Here is a 17964-nt window from a genome sequence, read left to right on the forward strand (position 1 = left end):
GGCCCTGAACCATTCCCCGCAGGCTCAGTTCACCGAATTGGCCAGCGTTCCGATGCCGCTGACGCTCACCTCGATCTGATCTCCGGCTTTCATCGGCCCCACGTTGAACGGGGTGCCCGTCAAGATCAGGTCGCCCGGGTCGAGTGTCATGATGTGGCTGATGTATTCCACCAGCTGGGGGACCGGAAAGTGCATCGTGGATACTGCCTGGTTCTGGCGCAGTTCGCCGTTGAGCCGTGACTGCACGACCGCTTGAGCGAGATCGAGTTCCGTCTCGATCCACGGTCCCACTGGGCAATAGGTGTGGAAGCCTTTCGCCCGTACCCATTGCCCGTCTTTCTTCTGCAACGTCCGGTCCGACACGTCGTTCGCGCAGGTGAACCCGGCGATGTAGTTCCTCCATTCCGAACGGGGAACATCCCGCGCCGTCTTTCCGATCACCAGCGCCAGCTCCGCTTCGTAGTCGGTCTGATGCTCCGGGTTCGCGATTCTGATCGTCTCACCAGGGCCGATCACAGATGACGTCGGTTTCATGAAGAGTACGGGCTCGTCGGGAATCTTTCGGTTCGGATCCCGTTCGGTCACGTGATCGAGGTAGTTGAGACCGACGCAGACGATCTTCCCCGGAGCAAGCGGGGCAACCAATCGCCCCTCGCTCTCGATCTTTGCGCCCTTCACGGGAGCCAGCCAATCGTCCCCCTCCCAGGCGAACCATTCGGTCTTGTCGATCACGACCCGACGCGGCGTCGTCTCGCTGTCGAGCACCACACGTCCCAATCGCATGCCATTCCTCCTGTTGCGACTCGTGCGCAGCCGACCGAATCCTACCCGTATCGAGCCTGCCAGGATGCGCGTCGATTCGCCGTCTCGTCGTTCTGACGAGTACACTCAGCCCAGGAAGCCTGCACGCGTTGCGATCCTCGATCCGCCCTCATGCCAGACCTTTTTCTCGAACTTCGATCCCGGGACGATCCCTCCGGTCTGACTCCGCCACCCCTCGGCGAAGAGGACGCCTTGCGCCTGCTCGAGAGCGCCGAGTTCACGGCAGCGAAGCTCATACCATGGGGTTCCAACTACTCCTTCGCCGTCGCGCTAACCGATCCGAACGGGCTCGAGCAACTCGCTATTTACAAACCACGCGCTGGCGAGGCTCCGCTCCATGATTTCCGTTCTGGCACCTTGTTTCGCCGCGAAGTCGCGGCCTACCGGCTGAGCAAACGTCTGGGATGGGGGCTCGTGCCGCCCACGGTGATCCGCTCGGGGCCGCATGGCACGGGCAGTTTGCAGCTCTACGTCCAGCCCGCGGCCGAAGTCGACGATCCGCATGAGTTCTGGGGCGATCTTTGTCTCGAAAACGAGCGGATCGTCCTGTTCGATCACATCAGCAACAACGCCGATCGGAAACTCTCCCATTGCCTGCTCGACTCCGTTGGCAAGCGTTGGGGGATCGACCATGGTCTCACATTCAACGAGGTTCCCAAGCTGCGCACGGTCATGTGGCAGTTTGCCGGCATGCCGATCGCCGACCCGCTTCGTGCCGATCTCCGTTCGATCCTCGAACAGCGTGACGACTATGCGGACGATTTCCGCGCCCTTCTTCATCGTTCCGAGATCGACGCCTTTTTCGCTCGTGTGGAAGCTCTCGTCGAGTCCGGTTGCTACCCTGACCTCAATCCCTATCGCAATATTCCCTACGGCTGGTGGTAGGGACGGCTGCGACGCTCCGCATCCGACGCAGTTCCCCGATACCCGCTCGTCGTCTGCTATACTCGTATGTCGGAATCATCCGGCGGTCATGTGCTGCGCCATTTGCGCTGGCAGGGCTTCTAGAAAAGGACAGGGATCAACTACCGCATGCATGTCGAGCTTCGCGATTCTGAATCGTTCGATCAGCTGCTGCGCCGCTTCACCAAGGGGATCGAGCGCTCAGGCGTGATCCGCGAGCATCGCCGCGGTCTGCGCTTCATTAGCACCCAGGAAGAGAACCGCGCCAAGCGCCGCAAGGCCGAGCGCCGTCGCCGCCGCACCCAGAGCTAATCGAACCGCACCGATCGGTCATCGTTGCCGGTCGTCACATGAGATAACCTTCGAGCCGGTTTCGCTTGCGACCGGCTCGTTTTGTCGGAAGGAACACGCGATTTAGTGTCCGGGCCCCTGACTCTCGACTGGTTTCAGATCACCGAGCCCTCGCCAGGCGTTTTCGCCATCCACGAGCCGCTTCAGATCGAGCACGTGCTGAGCTATCTCATCGTCGGCAACGAGCGCGCCATGCTCATCGATTCCGGCACGGGCGCGTGCAGCATGAAGGCCGCGGTCGAAACCATCACCGACCTGCCGGTCCTGCTCGTCAACAGCCATACGCATTGGGACCATGTCGGGAGCAACGACGAGTTCGCCGAGATTGCGGTTCATCGCGCTGAGGCGCATGAGCTTGCCCGAACATATTCGCCCGAAGAGATCGCGGCCTTTTTCGCCGAGGACCAGCTGCTCGGCCCACTGCCACCAGGTGTCACGCTGGAATCCATCACTATCGGCGCCTCTACACCAACGCTCTTGCTCGATGGAGATGAATCGTTCGATCTCGGTGGCCGCGTGATCCGCGCGATCCATACCCCCGGCCACGCTCCTGGTCTTCTGTCATTCATCGATGATGCAAATGGAGTGCTCTTCACGACCGATACCGCGTATCTCGGTCACCTCTACGTCTATTCAGACGATACCGACATCGATGTCTACATCGACTCGATGGATCTCCTCGCCGAGCTCGTACCGCGTCTGAACTATGTTCATCCTTCGCACAGCACCGATCTCATGCCGGCCGAGCTCCTGCCGGCAATGCGCGATGCCCTCATCGAAGTGCGCGCCGGCAAAGAGCCAGACTCCGTCGATGATGTGAAAGCGACCTATCGGTACGACGGATTCGGTGTCTATGGGCCGCTCCCAGGGGGAGTCCGCTAGCCTCGATGGTCGCGCGTGTTGTCGCCTACATGCTCGCCGCCAGTGTGGCGGTCCTGACGGCTGGTGAGATTTTCCAGGGCGGCATCATTACCTACACGAGTGTTCCCGCGGTCCTTGCGTTCGGCCTGATCCTGGGACTCCTCAACGCATTCGTCAAACCGGTCCTCGATATCGTCGTCGCGCCGTTGTCTTGTCTGACCTTTGGTCTCATCTCTGGCGCGCTCAACTTCCTCATCTTCGGAGTCGCGGCCGTCATCGCTCCCGGGATCGACGCGAGCATCTGGGGAGTGCTGGTCGGCACGGTGCTCACGACGGTGATCAGCGGGGTCATCTTCGCGATTCTCGACGAGCGATGATGTCTCTGTTCGCTCCGGGCTTCTCGCTGTGTCTCTGGCTCGGCGGCGCCACCTCCCCACAAAGCACCACTAACGTCTCGGCAAACTCGTGGATTCCGAACCGGCACATGAACATGACAATCGTGTAGCTAGGTAGGGGAAATGGCACCCAGGAAACGGGTCAAGCGCACATACCCGCCGCTCTCCGGTCGCATCGATCGCCACGAGTTCGACCCTCCTCTCACGATCGGTCTCATTTCCGATACCCACATCTTCGAAGGGGGCGGTTCCCGGCCGTTCCCCGAGCCCGTGCTCGATCTCTTCCGGCGCTTCGATGTCGGATTGATCGTTCACGGTGGTGACGTCGTCACGCGATCGGTGCTCGATCGTCTCGCGACGGTTGCCCCGACCCTCGCCGTCCACGGAAACAACGACCCGGTCGAGCTTTGGCAGGAGCTTCCCGAGCGCATCATTCTCACCGTGGGCGCGCGGCGTATTGGCATCGTTCACGGTCATGGCGGGCCAAGCGCGCGAGCAACTGCCAGAGCGGCGTTCGATGAGCCGCTCGAAATGGTGGTCTATGGGCACAGCCACATCCCCAAGATCGAGAAGGAGGACGGCGTCGTCTACTTCAACCCCGGCTCCGCAACCGATCGCCGCTGGTCGGCCCATTTCGGTATCGGCATCGTGACGATCGATGAGCAGGGCATTCGGCCGGAACTGATATTGTTCGACGCAGCCGCGCATCTGTCCTCGATCGAGCCGCACCCACCGTCAGGAGCCAACACATGAAGAGCAACTTCCGCCTCCCCGGTCCGACACCGATTCCGCCGCAGGTCTATGCCGCCATGCAGCGTGAGATGGTGTCCCACCGCAGCGCGGAGTTCTCGGCGTTCTATGTCGATCTCCTGGCGCGTCTGCGTCGCATCCACAGGACCGAGTCAGATGTCCTCGTCTGGCCCGGGTCCGGTTCCGCAGGCTGGGAAATTGCGGTCACCAACTTCCTGTCGCCCGGCGATGAGGTCGTTGCTATGGTTGCCGGAGCATTTGGCGACCGGTTCGCCTATGTGGGCGACAAGCTGGGATTGGTGGTGCACCGCGTCGATCTTCGCTGGGGCAGCGCCATCTATCCAGAGATGGTGCGCAGCGCGCTCGAAGCGCATCCCGGCGCAAGGGCGATCTTTCTGACACATAACGAGACGTCCACAGGAGTGACCCATCCGATTGCGGAGCTCGTCGCCATCGCCCGGGACCGCGGCGTGCTCACATTCGTCGATGGTGTCTCTTCGGTGGCAGGTCTGCCGGTGAACTTCGACGAATGGGATATCGACTACCTCTTCACCGGGTCGCAAAAGGCCTGGATGTGCCCGCCGGGCGTCACGATCGCGGCCATTGGCCCGCGCGCATGGGAGGCGTACGAGCGGTCGACGTTTCCAAAGTTCTTCTGGGATGCACGTGCGACCCGCGATGCGGCCAGGGAAGGACATACGCCCACAACATCGCCGATCACGCTCGACTACGCGCTCGAGGCTGCGGCGCAGATGATCGAGGACGAAGGGTTGGAGAACGTCTTTGCTCGCCACGCCGCGCTCGGCGAACAGACCCGGGCCGGCATCGAAGCGATTGGTCTCGAACTCGTTGCCGAACCTGGCTTCGAATCGAACACCGTCACCGCAGTGCAATTGCCGGCGGGTTATTCCAGCAAGAAGGTTGCCCGGCAACTGTTCGACGACTATGGCGTCACCGTTGCCGGCGGTCAGGCGCATCTCGCAGATTCCATCATCCGAATCGGTCACATGGGGTGGGTCGACTCGGACGACATCACGGCTGCGCTCGCCGCCGTCCGCGCGGTGCTCGGCTAGCCTCGGGCGCTTCGGCGGCAGCCCCGAAATCCGAAAGCATGCGCTATACTGACAACGTGGGCTTCGGGTCCGCGGGAGCATCGTGCCCCGCGGTCTTTCGGTGTCCACGATCGTTCGTCGCAAGGAAGGTGTATGGAAGTTTCTCGTATTACCGAGCAAGGGGGAGCGCTCGACGCACCCGTGTCGCTCATGGAAAAGTACCTCAACGATCCCACCAATGATTACCGGACCCTCAAGTTCGGTGACGTCATGGACGGGACCATCATGCGAGTGGACCGGGACGAGATCCTGGTCGACATCGGGTCGAAGTCCGAAGGGATTGTGCCGGCGAAAGAGTTCTCCTCGCTCACCTCGAGTGAGAAGCAGGCGCTTTCGATCGGTGAAACGGTGCTGATCTTCGTCGTCCAACCTGAGAACCAGGAGGGCCACGCGGTCGTCTCCATCGACCGCGCGCGGCAGGAGAAGTCCTGGCGGCGGCTGCAGGAAATCTACGAAGAGAATGGCGTCATCGACGCCGAGGTCGTCAACTACAACAAGGGCGGCCTGCTGGTGAACCTGGACGGTGTGCGCGGATTCGTGCCCGCCTCGCAGGTTACCGAAATTCGCGGTGGTGACGAGGCTGGCAAGCAGGCCGAGATGGCCCGCATGATCGGCACGCACCTTCCGCTCAAGGTCATCGAGATCAACCGTCATCGCAACCGGCTGATCCTCTCCGAGCGCCAGGCCATGCAGGAAAAGCGCGACGAGATGAAGGAGAAGCTGATCGAGGAGCTGCGCGAGGGCGAGGTTCGCCAGGGTCGCGTCTCCTCCATCTGCGATTTCGGCGCCTTTGTCGATATCGGCGGCGCCGACGGACTGGTTCACCTCTCCGAGCTCAGCTGGAGCCGAGTGCGCCACCCATCGGAAGTGCTCAAGATCGGCCAGGAAGTCGATGTCTATGTCCTTGGCATCAATGCCCAGGAGAAGAAGATCGCGCTCTCCATCAAGCGCACTCAGGCCGAGCCCTGGAGCCAGGTCGCCTCGGCGTACGAGGTCGGCCAGCTGGTGCGCGGCACCGTCACCCAGCTTGCCAACTTCGGCGCGTTTGCGCGGATCGTCGATGGTATCGAGGGGCTTATCCACGTCTCCGAGCTTACCGATGCGCGGATCACGCATCCGAAGCAGGTCGTGCACGAGGGCGAAGAGCTCCTGCTTCGCATCATCCGCATCGATCCCGAACGCCGCCGCATGGGCTTGAGCCTGCGCCGCGCGCTCGATACGCCGGATGAAGAGCTGGCGGCCGCACTTGGTGAGGAGGCCCTCGCCGAGCGCGATCAGATCATCGCCAAGATCGCCGCCGCGCTCGAAGCCGAAGGTATCGATATCAACGCGGTGGAAGAAGAAGAGGAAGAAGAGGAAGAGGAGTCCGACACCGTTGCCGCGGCTGTTGCCGCCGCTGCCGCTGGTGGCGACGACAACGAGCCGGCCATGGCCGCCGCGTTTGCTTCCGCAGCCGCGTCGCTCGGACTTTCTGACGAAGATGACGCCACAGAAGAAGTAGTCGTCGCCGTTGTCGAGGGGACCGACGCCGAGGCGTAACCTTCGACACGAAACAGAGCGTTCAGACAATGGCCGGTGAGCAACCTCACCGGCCATTGCGTTTGCCAGGAATCTGGGGGATACCGGGCGTGGTCGAACGCCGTCGGTTTCTGGTGCGCTGATCGATGCGCCGCAACCGGACGGCAGTACGTCATTCCGAAGTGGATGCTCCCGAAGATAGACGCTGAGCGCGCGTTTGCCAACTCCCCATTAGGATAGGCGTCCGTTCCTTGCGCGATCTCGTATGCTTTAAGAGCACAGTGACGCAGTTACGAAACCGAGGCGGTTGAGTGGCGGGGCGTCAAGGGAGCCGAGAATGGCAAGCAACTTTGACAAATTCACCGAGCGAGCGCGCAAAGTCCTCTCCCTTGCCCAGGAAGAGGCGCAGCGCTTCAATCATCCCTATATCGGAACAGAGCATCTCCTTCTCGGCCTGGTGCGTGAGGGTGAGGGCGTCGCTGCCCGCGTATTGACCAACATGGGTGTCCAGTTGCCCAAAGTGCGCTCCGCGGTCGAATTCATCATCGGCCGTGGCGAGGGCGCGGTGATCGGCGAGATCGGCCTGACGCCGCGTGCCAAGAAGGTCATCGAGTTGGCCGTCGACGAGGCGCGCCGTCTCGACCACAGCTACATCGGCACAGAGCACCTGCTGCTCGGCCTCGTCCGCGAGGGCGAGGGGATTGCAGCTGGCGTACTGGAGAGCCTGGGCGTCAACCTGGAAAAAGTGCGCCAGCAGGTCATGCAGGTGGTCAACCAGAGTTCGACCACTTCGCAAACCAAGACCCAGACCAAGACCCCGTATATGGATGCGCTGGGATTCGATCTGACCGAAGCCGCCCGCAGCAACAAGCTGGGACCGTTGGTTGGCCGTTCGATGGAGATCGACCGGGTGATGCAAATCCTCTCCCGGCGCACCAAGAACAATCCGGCCCTGATCGGTGAGCCCGGTGTTGGCAAGACCGCCATCGTGGAAGGGCTTGCGCAACGGATCGTCAATGGCGATGTGCCCGAACGACTACAGGGTAAGCGTCTCGTGGCGCTCGACATCGGCGCGCTGGTGGCAGGCACCAAGTACCGCGGCGAGTTCGAAGAGCGGCTCAAGAAGATCGTCGGCGAGGTCAAGGAAACCGGCAGCATCATCTTCATCGATGAGCTGCACACTCTTGTCGGCGCGGGCGCTGCCGAAGGCGCGGTCGACGCCGCCAATATCCTCAAGCCGGCGCTGTCCCGTGGGGAACTGCAAACCATCGGCGCCACCACGCTCGACGAGTACCGCAAGTACATCGAGCGAGACGCCGCTCTCGAACGCCGCTTCCAGCCGGTGACGGTCGACGAACCGAGCATCGAGGAAACGATCGAAATCCTGATGGGTGTGCGGCCGCTGTACGAAGAGCATCATCGGCTGAAGATCAGCGATGAGGCGCTCAAGTCCGCGGCGAATCTGGCCGCGCGCTATGTCACCGATCGATTCATGCCGGACAAGGCGATCGACCTGATCGACGAAGCGGCCTCACGCGTGCGGATGCAACGATCGGTTGCCCCTCCCACGTTGAAGGACGCATTGGCGGGTCTTTCATCGCTCCAGCGAGAGCTCGAAGCAGCGGTCGAAAGCCAGGAGTTCGAAATCGCGGCCGAGCTGCGTGACCGCGAGCGCAAGCTGCGTGACCGCATCGAGGATCAGGAGCAGGAGCTCCGCGATCAGCAGGCAGAGGAAGAGATCTACGTCACCGAAGAGGACATCGCGCATGTGACCGCGATGTGGACCGGTATTCCTGTCTATCGCATCGCCGGTGAGGAGTCCGAACGCTTGCTCAAGATGGAGGAAGCGCTCCACGATCGGATCATTGGCCAGGAAGAGGCGATCGAGGCGATGGCCAAGGCGGTGCGCCGCGCCCGCGCCGGGCTCAAGGATCCCAAGCGGCCGATCGGCACGTTCATCTTCCTGGGACCCACCGGCGTCGGCAAGACCTTGCTCGCCAAGGCGCTGGCCGAGTTCATGTTCGGTTCGGAAGACCACCTCATCAAGATCGACATGTCCGAGTTCATGGAACGCCACGCGGTCGCGCGGCTGGTGGGAGCTCCTCCGGGTTACGTCGGTTACGAGGAGGGAGGGCAACTGACCGAAGCGGTGCGTCGCAAGTCGTACTCGGTCATCTTGCTCGACGAGATCGAGAAGGCGCACCCGGAAGCCTTCAACATGCTTCTCCAGATCATGGAGGATGGGCATCTTTCCGACGCCAAGGGGCGGAGAGTCGATTTCCGCAACACGATCATCATCATGACGTCGAATGTTGGCGCCGATCAGATCTCCCGCGAAATGCGCATGGGCTTCGAATCCAACCAGGATACGGACAAGGCCAAGCAGCGCGATTACGACCTCATGCGCGACAAGGTCATGGCGCAGTTGAAGCAATCCTTCCGGCCAGAGTTCCTCAACCGCATCGACGCTTCGATCGTCTTCCATTCGTTGACGGCGGAGCAGATCCGCGAGATCGTGGAACTCGAACTGCGACGCGTGCGCACGCAGCTGGCCGAACAGGAAATCAATCTGGAAGTCACCACCGAGGCCATGGACCTGCTCGCCGAGCGCGGTTACGACCATACCTACGGTGCGCGGCCGTTGCGACGAATCATCCAGAACCTCATCGAGGATCCGCTTGCCGAAGGATTGCTCGACAGCCGCTTCCAGGCCAATTCCACCATTCTGGTGGAGGTCGAAGATGGGCTGCTGAAGCTATCTCCTGCACCGATCCTGATCGAGGAAGAAGAGCTCGCCGTCGTCGGCTAGCCTGGGGCGCCAGCGTCCAATCGAATCTCATCCGCTGCGGGGACGGCGTTCAGCCGTCCCCCTTGGCGATTCGCATCGGTTGTTCTCGGATACGCTCGAAGGTCATGCCAGGGAAGCCCGCGCCCCAGTTGGATTTTGACGACTCGCGGACAACTGCGAACTGCTGGCCGCTGACGGCCGGCAACCGGCTGATACACTCCCGACTATGGCCAAACGCTCCACAACCTATGTCTGCCAACAGTGCGGGGCGCATAGTCCCGCCTATCTCGGGCGTTGCCCGAACTGCAGTGCCTGGAACTCGATGGTCGAGACCATCGAGACCAGATCACAACCCGGCAAGGCGAAGCGTGGGTCGAACCTGATCCCCTCGATCCAGGCGCAACGCATATCCGAGGTCGAAGCCGCCGAGTCGCAGCGGGTGAGAACGAACATTGGCGAGCTCGATCGGGTGCTCGGTGGGGGCCTCGTTCCCGGCTCGGTTGTGCTCGTGGGTGGGGATCCCGGCATCGGCAAGTCCACGCTCGTGCTTCAATCTGCCGCCCAGCTTGGTCACGACGGCGCTCCCAGCCTCTATGCCAGCGGTGAAGAATCGACCCACCAGATTCGCCTCCGCGCTGAACGTCTCGGTGTCTCGGGTGAGCATGTGCTGGTCGTCTCGGAGTCGAATCTGAACGAAATCATCGCGCTTGCGGAGCAAACGAATCCACGCGTGCTGATCGTCGATTCGATCCAAACCACGACTGTCGATGATCTCGAGACGTCAGCCGGCAGTGTCGGGCAGGTTCGTGAATCGACCGCGCAACTCATCCGGTGGGCAAAACCGCGCATGATCCCGGTCATCATCATTGGCCATGTCACCAAAGAGGGCAACATCGCCGGGCCGCGCGTGCTGGAACACATGGTCGACGCGGTGTTGTATCTCGAAGGTGAGCGCTTCCAACAGTTCCGCATTCTGCGCGCGGTGAAGAACCGATTTGGCTCGACCGATGAAGTCGGGGTGTTCGAGATGGCCGAGACCGGCCTGCAGGAAGTTCGGAACCCGTCGGAAGCTTTCTTGCAGGAACGCGCGCTCAATGCCGCTGGCTCGACCGTGACGGTCACCCTCGAAGGGAGCCGTCCGATTCTCGTCGAAGTCCAGGCGCTCACCTCGCAGAGCGTCTATGGACTTCCTCGGCGAAGCGCAAACGGCTTCGATCAGGGACGACTGCAACTTCTGGTTGCCGTTTTGCAGAAACGCGCCGGACTCAATCTTGCGGAACAGGACGTTTACACGAATGCGGTTGGCGGATTGCGCATCTCGGAACCGGGCGCCGATCTTGCCGTCGCAACCGCCATCGCGTCGTCGTTGAAGGATCGATTGATCGATGCGCGGACGGTCGTCATCGGGGAGGTCGGGCTTTCGGGAGAGGTGCGCTCGGTAGGGCAGCTCGACCGGCGCCTGCTCGAGGCGAGTCGTCTTGGGTTCACCCGCGCGATCGTTCCGGCTTCCATTGGCCGGAGAACCAAGTCCCTTCCAGGAGATCTCAGTGTGGTCCGCGTGGGCACGCTGACCGAGGCAATTCAGGCGGCGATTGGCTAGCGGTTCGACCGCGCGCGCCGTTGCTCGGCCAACGCCAATAGCTGGTCGGCAATGCGCGCTGCTGCATCTGGCCGTCCCGCCCTGGAGGCGTTGGCTCCGATCTGGCCGCGCCGCTCGGGGTTGGCCGCCAGGTCGAGGATCACTTCTCGTAGACGTGTAGGCGAGGCATCCTGTTGATCGATCACCACTGCGCCATCGATCGACGAAAGCGCCTCGGCATTCCGGAGTTGCTCGTTCCCGCCCGATCCCGGCAATGGAATCAGAATCGCGGTCTTGCCCAAATAGGCAATCTCCGCCACGGTCCCCGCGCCCGCGCGCGCCAGCATCAGGTCGGCCATCGCATAGACATCAGCCATCTCGTCCCGGATGCGCTCGACGACCCGATATCGATCGCGGGTCTCTGCGGGCAACGCTTGCCGTCGCGCCGAGAGCCGCTCGAAATCCGGATTGTCCGTCGTTGCCCCGGTCTGGTGCAGGATCTGCAGATGCTCCAGGAGGTCATCGAGGATCGCCTCGATCCGTTCGTTCAGTGGGCTCGACCCACGCGCTCCGCCGGTCACGAAGAGGACCGGCATATCGCTTCGGAAACCGAAGCGTTGCAGTCCGCTCTCACGCGATCCTTCTTTCAGTGAGCCGCGAACCGGATTTCCGGTCACCACGGTCTTGGATCGATCCTTGGTGAGCGCCAGTGAGGTCTCGAAGGTCAACGCCTGAACATCCACAAAGCGCCCGTTCAGCCGTGTGGCGAGCCCCAGGACAGCAGTTTGTTCATGGCTCAACACGGGCGCCATGCGGGTGCCTCCGACCACGCTTGGTGTGGAGACATACCCTCCCGTGCTGAAGATCACATCCGGCCGAAACGAGCGCAGAATCCACCATGCTTGCGGCACCCCCAGGGGCACGCGCACGGCGTCGGTTACTGTGCGGAAATCGGGATACCGCCGAAACTTCCCGGTCGAGACCGCACGGAACGGAACTCCCCGCGCCCTGGCTTCGCTGCCTTCGACCCCGGTCTTGCTGCCGATCCAGAGCAGCTCCATTTCCACGCCCCGTCGTTCCAGTTCTTCGATGACCGAGAGCGCAGGGAGCACGTGGCCCCCGGTTCCTCCCCCGGCAATGGCGATGCGAATGGGTCGTGAACTGGACATAGCGATGCCTGAAACAGAGAATCGAACGGTCGATGACGCCGTAGCGGCGTCAGAATGGGCGAGTATAGTGTTCCGTTCGCCCTAACCGGGACTCCAATCCCCGGCTACACTCACCTGACTATGAGCCGGTCGATGCCCTCTACGCAAATCTCCCTGACTCCTGCGGCACTTCGCTGCGTGGCGCTGGCAGGGGTTGTCGCGCTCACGATGATCTTGCTGGATGCCTTCACCAAGTGGTTGATCATTCGCGAACTTGGCCCTGGCTCGGATCGTGTCTCCGTTCCCATCATTGGGGAGATGGTCGAACTGCGGTACGCAACTAATGGCGGAATTGCGTTCGGTCTTCTGAGCGGCTCGTCCACCATCGCGGGTGTGTTGGCCGGCATCATCATCGTTCCACTGATGGTCGTCCTGCTACTCAACGCTCGCCGGGGCGCCGATTGGGCGCTTGGAGCGGGTCTGGTGCTTGGAGGGGCGGCGGGGAATCTCCTCGATCGAATCGGGGACGCGACTGTTACCGATTTCATCTCCATCGGACCCTGGCCCTCCTTCAATCTCGCCGATGTCGCCATCTCCGTTGGTGCGGTCATTCTGATCGCGTGCAGCTTCCGATCGCGGAACGAGTCATCGGATACCCCATGACCAACCACTACGATCCCGTCGCCGTCGAAGAAGATGATGCCTCGGGCGCCGATCTTTTCGAGTTGCGGCCGGAATCGGTCGATGCCGGAGAGCGGCTCGATGTTTTTCTTGCAAAGCAGCTTCCCGATCTGTCGCGCAACTACATCCAGCAGCTAATCGCGGATGCCAACGTGTTGGTCGACAACGCGCCCCGCAAGCGGACGTTCAAGATCGCGCCCGCTCACCAGATTCAGGTGAGACTGCCTGCGCCGCAGCCCCATGACATCGAGCCACAAGACATCCCCCTGACGGTTGTCTACGAGGATGCGGATATCGCGGTCATCGACAAGCCGGCTGGGATGGTGGTGCATCCTGCAGCCGGTCACGCCGACGGCACGCTGGTCAATGCGCTCCTCTACCGCTATCCGGAGGTTGCGCTCAATGGCTCCAACCGTCCCGGAATCGTCCATCGTCTCGACAAGGACACGTCGGGGCTCATCGTCATTGCCCGAACACCAGTCGGCCAGCGGCTCTTGCTGGAACAATGGGCCGATGGATCGGTCCAGAAGGGATATAAGGCGTTGGTGTATGGGCAGATCGAAGAGAACGAAGCGACCATCGATGCGCCGATTGGCCGGGATCCGGCAGACCGCCAGCGCATGGCCATCATTGCCACCGGAAAACCGGCGGTTACGCACTTCTCGGTCGAAGAACGGTTCGATGCGACCACGTATCTCGATGTCGAAATCGAGACCGGCCGCACGCACCAGATTCGCGTCCATCTGGCGTTCATTGGACATCCGGTCGTCGCAGATCCTCTCTATGCCAATCGCAGTTGGCCGACCCTGGGGCTCGAACGTCAGTTCCTTCATGCCTGGCGATTGGGACTGCGGTTGTCCAGCGGCCAGCGCGCTACTTTCGAATCGCCACTTCCGCCCGAACTGGAGCGCACGCTGGCAGAAGTTCGCCGGGAGACGCCGCGATGACCCCTGAAGCGCGCATCGAGCAGTGGTTCCGCGAGATCCTGGTGCAGCTTGCCCCGCGTCGCCTGGCCAGTCGGGCCGCCAGCTTCCAGGATGAGAGTTACAAGCCGTCAGGAACGGCGTCTGCCGGCTGTGAACGGCCTGTCATTGGTGCCGATGGCGGCGAATTGCTCCCGGTTGCGATCGGCAAGGCCGCCATTGCGATGGCCGAGGGAGCGCAGGATCTCTTTGGGGATCAGTTCGAGCGCGGGTTCGTGCTCACCGTCGACGGACCGGACGCGTCGGGACTCGACGAGCGCTGGACCGTTTTTCGCGCCGGACATCCCATCCCGGATCAGCGGGGCATCGAGGCCACACGCGCGATCGTCCGGGCGGTTGAGCAACTGAAACCGGATGACATGGTCGTCGCGTTGATCTCCGGAGGGGGTTCTGCGCTCTTCGAGGCGCCGGTCGATCCGCTTACCCTGGAGGACTTTGCCGAGCTCACCCGTTTGTTGCTCGGCGCCGGGGCGCCGATTCAGCATCTCAACACGGTCCGGATTCCATTGAGCCAGGTCAAGGGTGGAGCGTTTCGTCGCAGGTCTCCGGCGGGGAGGTTCGTCACCTTGATTCTTTCGGATGTGCTCGGCAACGACGTCCACATCATCGCCAGTGGCCCAACGGTGGAACCAACGGTCACCGGAGCGGCGGCGCTCGCGGTACTCGATCTGTACGGCTTGCGTGAAAGCGTCTCCCCACGAATTCGGTCGGCGCTGAACGAGGCAGCGGCCACAACCACCGAGTGGGACTTTCCGGGTGACGAGGTCGAGGTTGTTGGCGATGTCACGCTCGCGATCGAACTGGCGCGGCGAGCATCTCTGTCTTCGGGCGCCCCTACGGCAGTTGTCGGCGAGCTGCTGGACGGAGAAGCAGCAGAGGAAGCGCGGGCATGGGTCGCGACGTTGCTGGCGACACCAGCCGGGACCGCCGTGGTGTGGGGTGGCGGAGAAACTACCGTCACCGTGCGCGGCTCAGGGGTGGGTGGCCGCAACACCGAGTTTGCATTGGCTGCCGCGCTGGAGCTCGATCGGCTAGAGAACGACGAATGGGTAGTTGCCAGTCTCGCAACCGATGGGCAAGACGGTTTCAGCGGCAGCGCGGGCGCCATTGCCAGCCGCCGGACCATCCGCGACGCGCGAGCGCTTGGCATCGATCCTGCGGCCGCGCTCTCGGAAAACGACAGCGCGACCTTCTTTGCCAGGGTGGGAGGGCTTGTCATAACCGGACCCTCTGGCACCAATGTCAACGATCTCTACGTCGGCGTACGCCGTTCCTTCTTCCAGTAAGCAATCGGATCGAATGTCGGCGGTGCGCATTCCTGAGAGTGCCGAAATCGCTGGCCGCTTGCTATAGTCAACGCAACACGATCGATCCTATCGAAAGGACAGGGACCCCACCCCGATGCAAGGCGCAAGGGCACTCGTCGACGTACTCGTCGAAAGCGGCATCGAGCATGTATTCGGACTTCCCGGGGACACCGGGATGGCGCTCTACGATGCATTCAACGCCCGGCGTGATCGGATCGAGCACATCATGACGCGGGACGAGCGGTCAGCCTCGTTCATGGCCGATGCCTACGCCAGAGCGTCGGGCCGTCTGGGGGTCTGTGAAGGGCCGAGCGGAGGCGGAGCGACCTATATCTTGCCAGGAGTGGCGGAAGCGCAGGGGTCTGCCATTCCGGTGCTTTGCATGACGTCGGATACACCGGTCTCGCAACATCAGCGCGGCGTGCTCACCGAACTCGACCAGGAATCGCTCTTCCGACCAGTGACGAAATGGAACGCGCGCGTCAATTCCTCGTCTACGATGGCTGAGATGGCACGTCGCGCGATCCGCATGGCAACGGTTGGCCGCCCCGGAGCGGTCCATCTTTCCCTTCCGACCGACAGCCTTGAGGGTGAGACCGACGACCGTTCTGTCTACGGCGTTCCGGAGCTGTCGCGGGTTCCGGTGTTGCGCACGCGTCCTGATCCGGAGCTGGTGGAACGAGCCGCGCGCGCCATCGAGCAGGCAGCCCGGCCGGTGATCGTTGCAGGCGGAGGAGTCGTTACCGGCAATGCGTGGGATGCGCTCACGGTGTTCGCCGAGACCTTGAACATCCCGGTTGCCACCTCGATCAACGGCAAGGGCAGCATCGCCGAAACGAGCCGTGTTTCGATCGGCATCGTGGGAGGCAACGGCGCGCGCGCGTATACCAACGATGTTGTTTCCGATGCCGATCTCATCATTTACGTCGGGAGCCGAACCGATTCGACCACCACGCATCATTGGTCGGTGCCAAGCATTGGCGATCCTCCGGCAGTCATCCAGATCGATGTCGAACCCTTCGAGATCGGCAACAACTATCGGCTCGTGGTTCCCATTGCGGGCGACGCCGGGTTGACACTGATCGATCTGCTGGCCGCTTTCGACCGGCCGGAAGAGGTTGGCGCACGCAACCGCGAGCGAATCGATGGACTGGTTGCTGTTGCTGATCGCTACTGGGAAGATGTGCGGCGGCAGGCATTGCAAACCGACGTGCCGATGAAACCGCAAGTGATCGTGGCGGCAATGCGCAAGCTGCTGGATGACGACACGCTGATCGTGGCCGATCCCGGGACTCCAACACCCTATCTTGGCGCCCAGTACCGTCTGAACCGACCTGGCCGCACCACCATCATTCCGCGCGCGCATGGCGGCCTCGGCTATGCGATCCCGGCCGTCGTGGGCGCGGCCAAGGCGAGACCAAACGCGCGTGTGGTGGGATTTACCACCGACGGCAGCTTCGGCATGGCGTGCGGCGAGCTCGAGACGATCACCCGGCTGAACTTGCCGATCGTCTTCATTCACTGCAACAACAGCAGCTTCGGTTGGATCAAGGAACTGCAACATCTCTACCACGGCGATCAGTATTTCTCGGTCGATTTCAACCCGGTCGATTACGCCGGAATTGCTCGTGGGTTTGGGTTCCAGTCGACCCAGATCACAGAACCTGGCGACTTCGAGCGCACACTGGCGAACGCGCTTGCCGACGGCCGGCCCTGGTTCATCGATGTGGTAACCGAGTCGCAGATAACCGAGACGCCTCCGGTGGCGGGATGGATCGCGGCCGAAGCCAAACGAGCGCAGCAGCTGGGAGTGGTCCGATGAGCGACCGGATACCCATTCTGCTGGACGTCGATACCGGTATCGACGATGCCGCGGCCATCGCGCTGGCGGTGCATTCACCAGACGCTGATCTCGTATCGGTCTCCACCGTGGCGGGAAACACCACGATCGAGAACGCGACCCGGAACACGCTCGATGTGCTGGACCTTCTCGGTGCGACGCACGTTCCGGTGTATCGCGGAGCATCCCGGCCGCTGGTGCGGGATCTGTTCACTGCAGCTCACGCGCACGGAAGCAATGGCGTCGGCGGAGCCGATCTGACGCGGAGCAAACGCTTGCCGGGTGAGTTGAAGGGACCGGCATCCATCGTCGCCCATGCCCTTGCACGGCCGAAAGAGTTCACGCTCGTTTGCCTGGGACCGTTGACGAATCTTGCGATCGCGCTCAATGTCCAGCCAGACCTTCCCGAGCTGCTCAAGCGGCTCGTCATCATGGGCGGCGCATTTTGGACGCCCGGGAACATCAAGCCCCACCGCCATGCCGAGTTCAACATCTATGTGGATCCGGAGGCGGCACAACAGGTGTTCGACGCCGGGTTCACAGAGTTCTATGCGGTGGGTCTCGATGTGACGCATGAAGCGCCGGTTTCGCCCGAGGTGTGGGAACTGGTGACGAGCTCCGATTCCGCCCCGGCGGAGGTCATCCAGACACTTTACCGGTCGCGCATCGAAGATCCTTCGAGCGGCACGGCCTATATTCATGACGCCATGGCAGTCGCTGCGGCGCTCGACCCCACGCTCATCGAGTGGGAGACGCACGATATCCAGGTTCCGCTCGATGAGGTTCACCGCGGCCAAACCCGGCTCGTGCCGGGAGACCGGGTGCGCGTCTCGAAATCAGTCGATGCGTTGACGTTTATGGAGCGTTTCTATCAGCGGCTCGGGATCGGACCGCGCCCTTCGTAGATCGAAACCAGGTGCTCGCAA

Annotated in this window: 16 protein-coding genes; 14 read left to right on the forward strand and 2 right to left on the reverse strand. The window is 62.2% G+C overall.

The genetic code is table 11. The features are described 5' to 3' along the window. Positions 1 to 24: 24 nt before the first annotated feature. On the reverse strand, positions 25 to 783 hold the full coding sequence (locus R2855_08040; GenBank protein MEZ4530971.1) for a fumarylacetoacetate hydrolase family protein: 759 nt from the start codon (positions 781 to 783) through the stop codon (positions 25 to 27). A 150-nt stretch (positions 784 to 933) separates the two neighbouring features. Here R2855_08040 and R2855_08045 point away from each other — a divergent pair, with 150 nt between their 5' ends. From R2855_08045 to radA, 9 genes are all read left to right on the forward strand, one after another. After that, the gene (locus tag R2855_08045; GenBank protein MEZ4530972.1) at positions 934 to 1707 is read left to right on the forward strand and encodes a hypothetical protein; all 774 of its coding nucleotides are present in this window, start codon (positions 934 to 936) and stop codon (positions 1705 to 1707) included. A gap of 147 nt (positions 1708 to 1854) precedes the next feature. Next, positions 1855 to 2037 carry a 30S ribosomal protein S21 gene (rpsU, locus tag R2855_08050; GenBank protein MEZ4530973.1) on the forward strand — a complete coding sequence of 61 codons (183 nt, stop codon included), beginning with the start codon at positions 1855 to 1857 and terminating at the stop codon, positions 2035 to 2037. A 105-nt stretch (positions 2038 to 2142) separates the two neighbouring features. Next, positions 2143 to 2958, forward strand: a complete 816-nt coding sequence (locus tag R2855_08055; GenBank protein ID MEZ4530974.1) for an MBL fold metallo-hydrolase — start codon at positions 2143 to 2145, stop codon at positions 2956 to 2958. Positions 2959 to 2963: 5 nt separating this feature from the next. Continuing rightward, a complete protein-coding gene (locus tag R2855_08060; protein ID MEZ4530975.1) occupies positions 2964 to 3314 on the forward strand; it encodes a phage holin family protein in 351 nt (116 codons plus the stop codon). 141 nt (positions 3315 to 3455) lie between these two features. Then, positions 3456 to 4085, forward strand: a complete 630-nt coding sequence (locus R2855_08065) for a metallophosphoesterase family protein (GenBank protein MEZ4530976.1) — start codon at positions 3456 to 3458, stop codon at positions 4083 to 4085. Further along, entirely contained in the window at positions 4082 to 5155 is a 1074-nt protein-coding gene (locus R2855_08070; GenBank protein MEZ4530977.1) for an alanine--glyoxylate aminotransferase family protein, read from the forward strand. The genes R2855_08065 and R2855_08070 overlap by 4 nt, the downstream gene beginning before the upstream one ends. A 132-nt stretch (positions 5156 to 5287) precedes the next feature. Beyond that, entirely contained in the window at positions 5288 to 6733 is a 1446-nt protein-coding gene (rpsA, locus tag R2855_08075; GenBank protein MEZ4530978.1) for a 30S ribosomal protein S1, read from the forward strand. Between the two features lie 316 nt (positions 6734 to 7049). Continuing rightward, positions 7050 to 9521, forward strand: coding sequence for an ATP-dependent Clp protease ATP-binding subunit (locus R2855_08080; GenBank protein MEZ4530979.1), 2472 nt, complete (start codon positions 7050 to 7052; stop codon positions 9519 to 9521). A 205-nt stretch (positions 9522 to 9726) separates the two neighbouring features. Then, positions 9727 to 11100, forward strand: coding sequence for a DNA repair protein RadA (radA, locus tag R2855_08085; protein ID MEZ4530980.1), 1374 nt, complete (start codon positions 9727 to 9729; stop codon positions 11098 to 11100). Here radA and murG read toward each other — a convergent pair. Next, a complete protein-coding gene (murG, locus tag R2855_08090) occupies positions 11097 to 12248 on the reverse strand; it encodes an undecaprenyldiphospho-muramoylpentapeptide beta-N-acetylglucosaminyltransferase (GenBank protein MEZ4530981.1) in 1152 nt (383 codons plus the stop codon). The genes radA and murG overlap by 4 nt on opposite strands. 132 nt (positions 12249 to 12380) lie before the next feature. Between murG and lspA the strand changes: the two genes are divergently transcribed. The 5 genes from lspA (at position 12381) to R2855_08115 (ending at position 17943) form a co-directional block, all read left to right on the forward strand. Continuing rightward, complete coding sequence (lspA, locus tag R2855_08095; GenBank protein MEZ4530982.1) at positions 12381 to 12890, forward strand: signal peptidase II; 510 nt, start codon at positions 12381 to 12383, stop codon at positions 12888 to 12890. Then, positions 12887 to 13855 carry an RluA family pseudouridine synthase gene (locus tag R2855_08100; GenBank protein MEZ4530983.1) on the forward strand — a complete coding sequence of 323 codons (969 nt, stop codon included), beginning with the start codon at positions 12887 to 12889 and terminating at the stop codon, positions 13853 to 13855. The genes lspA and R2855_08100 overlap by 4 nt, the downstream gene beginning before the upstream one ends. Next, the gene (locus tag R2855_08105; GenBank protein ID MEZ4530984.1) at positions 13852 to 15177 is read left to right on the forward strand and encodes a DUF4147 domain-containing protein; all 1326 of its coding nucleotides are present in this window, start codon (positions 13852 to 13854) and stop codon (positions 15175 to 15177) included. The genes R2855_08100 and R2855_08105 overlap by 4 nt, the downstream gene beginning before the upstream one ends. Before the next feature lie 115 nt (positions 15178 to 15292). Then, positions 15293 to 17020, forward strand: coding sequence for a thiamine pyrophosphate-binding protein (locus R2855_08110; GenBank protein ID MEZ4530985.1), 1728 nt, complete (start codon positions 15293 to 15295; stop codon positions 17018 to 17020). Beyond that, positions 17017 to 17943, forward strand: coding sequence for a nucleoside hydrolase (locus R2855_08115; protein ID MEZ4530986.1), 927 nt, complete (start codon positions 17017 to 17019; stop codon positions 17941 to 17943). The genes R2855_08110 and R2855_08115 overlap by 4 nt, the downstream gene beginning before the upstream one ends. Positions 17944 to 17964: the final 21 nt, after the last annotated feature.

This window comes from Thermomicrobiales bacterium, assembly GCA_041390825.1.
Classification (GTDB): Bacteria; Chloroflexota; Chloroflexia; order Thermomicrobiales; family UBA6265; genus JAMLHN01.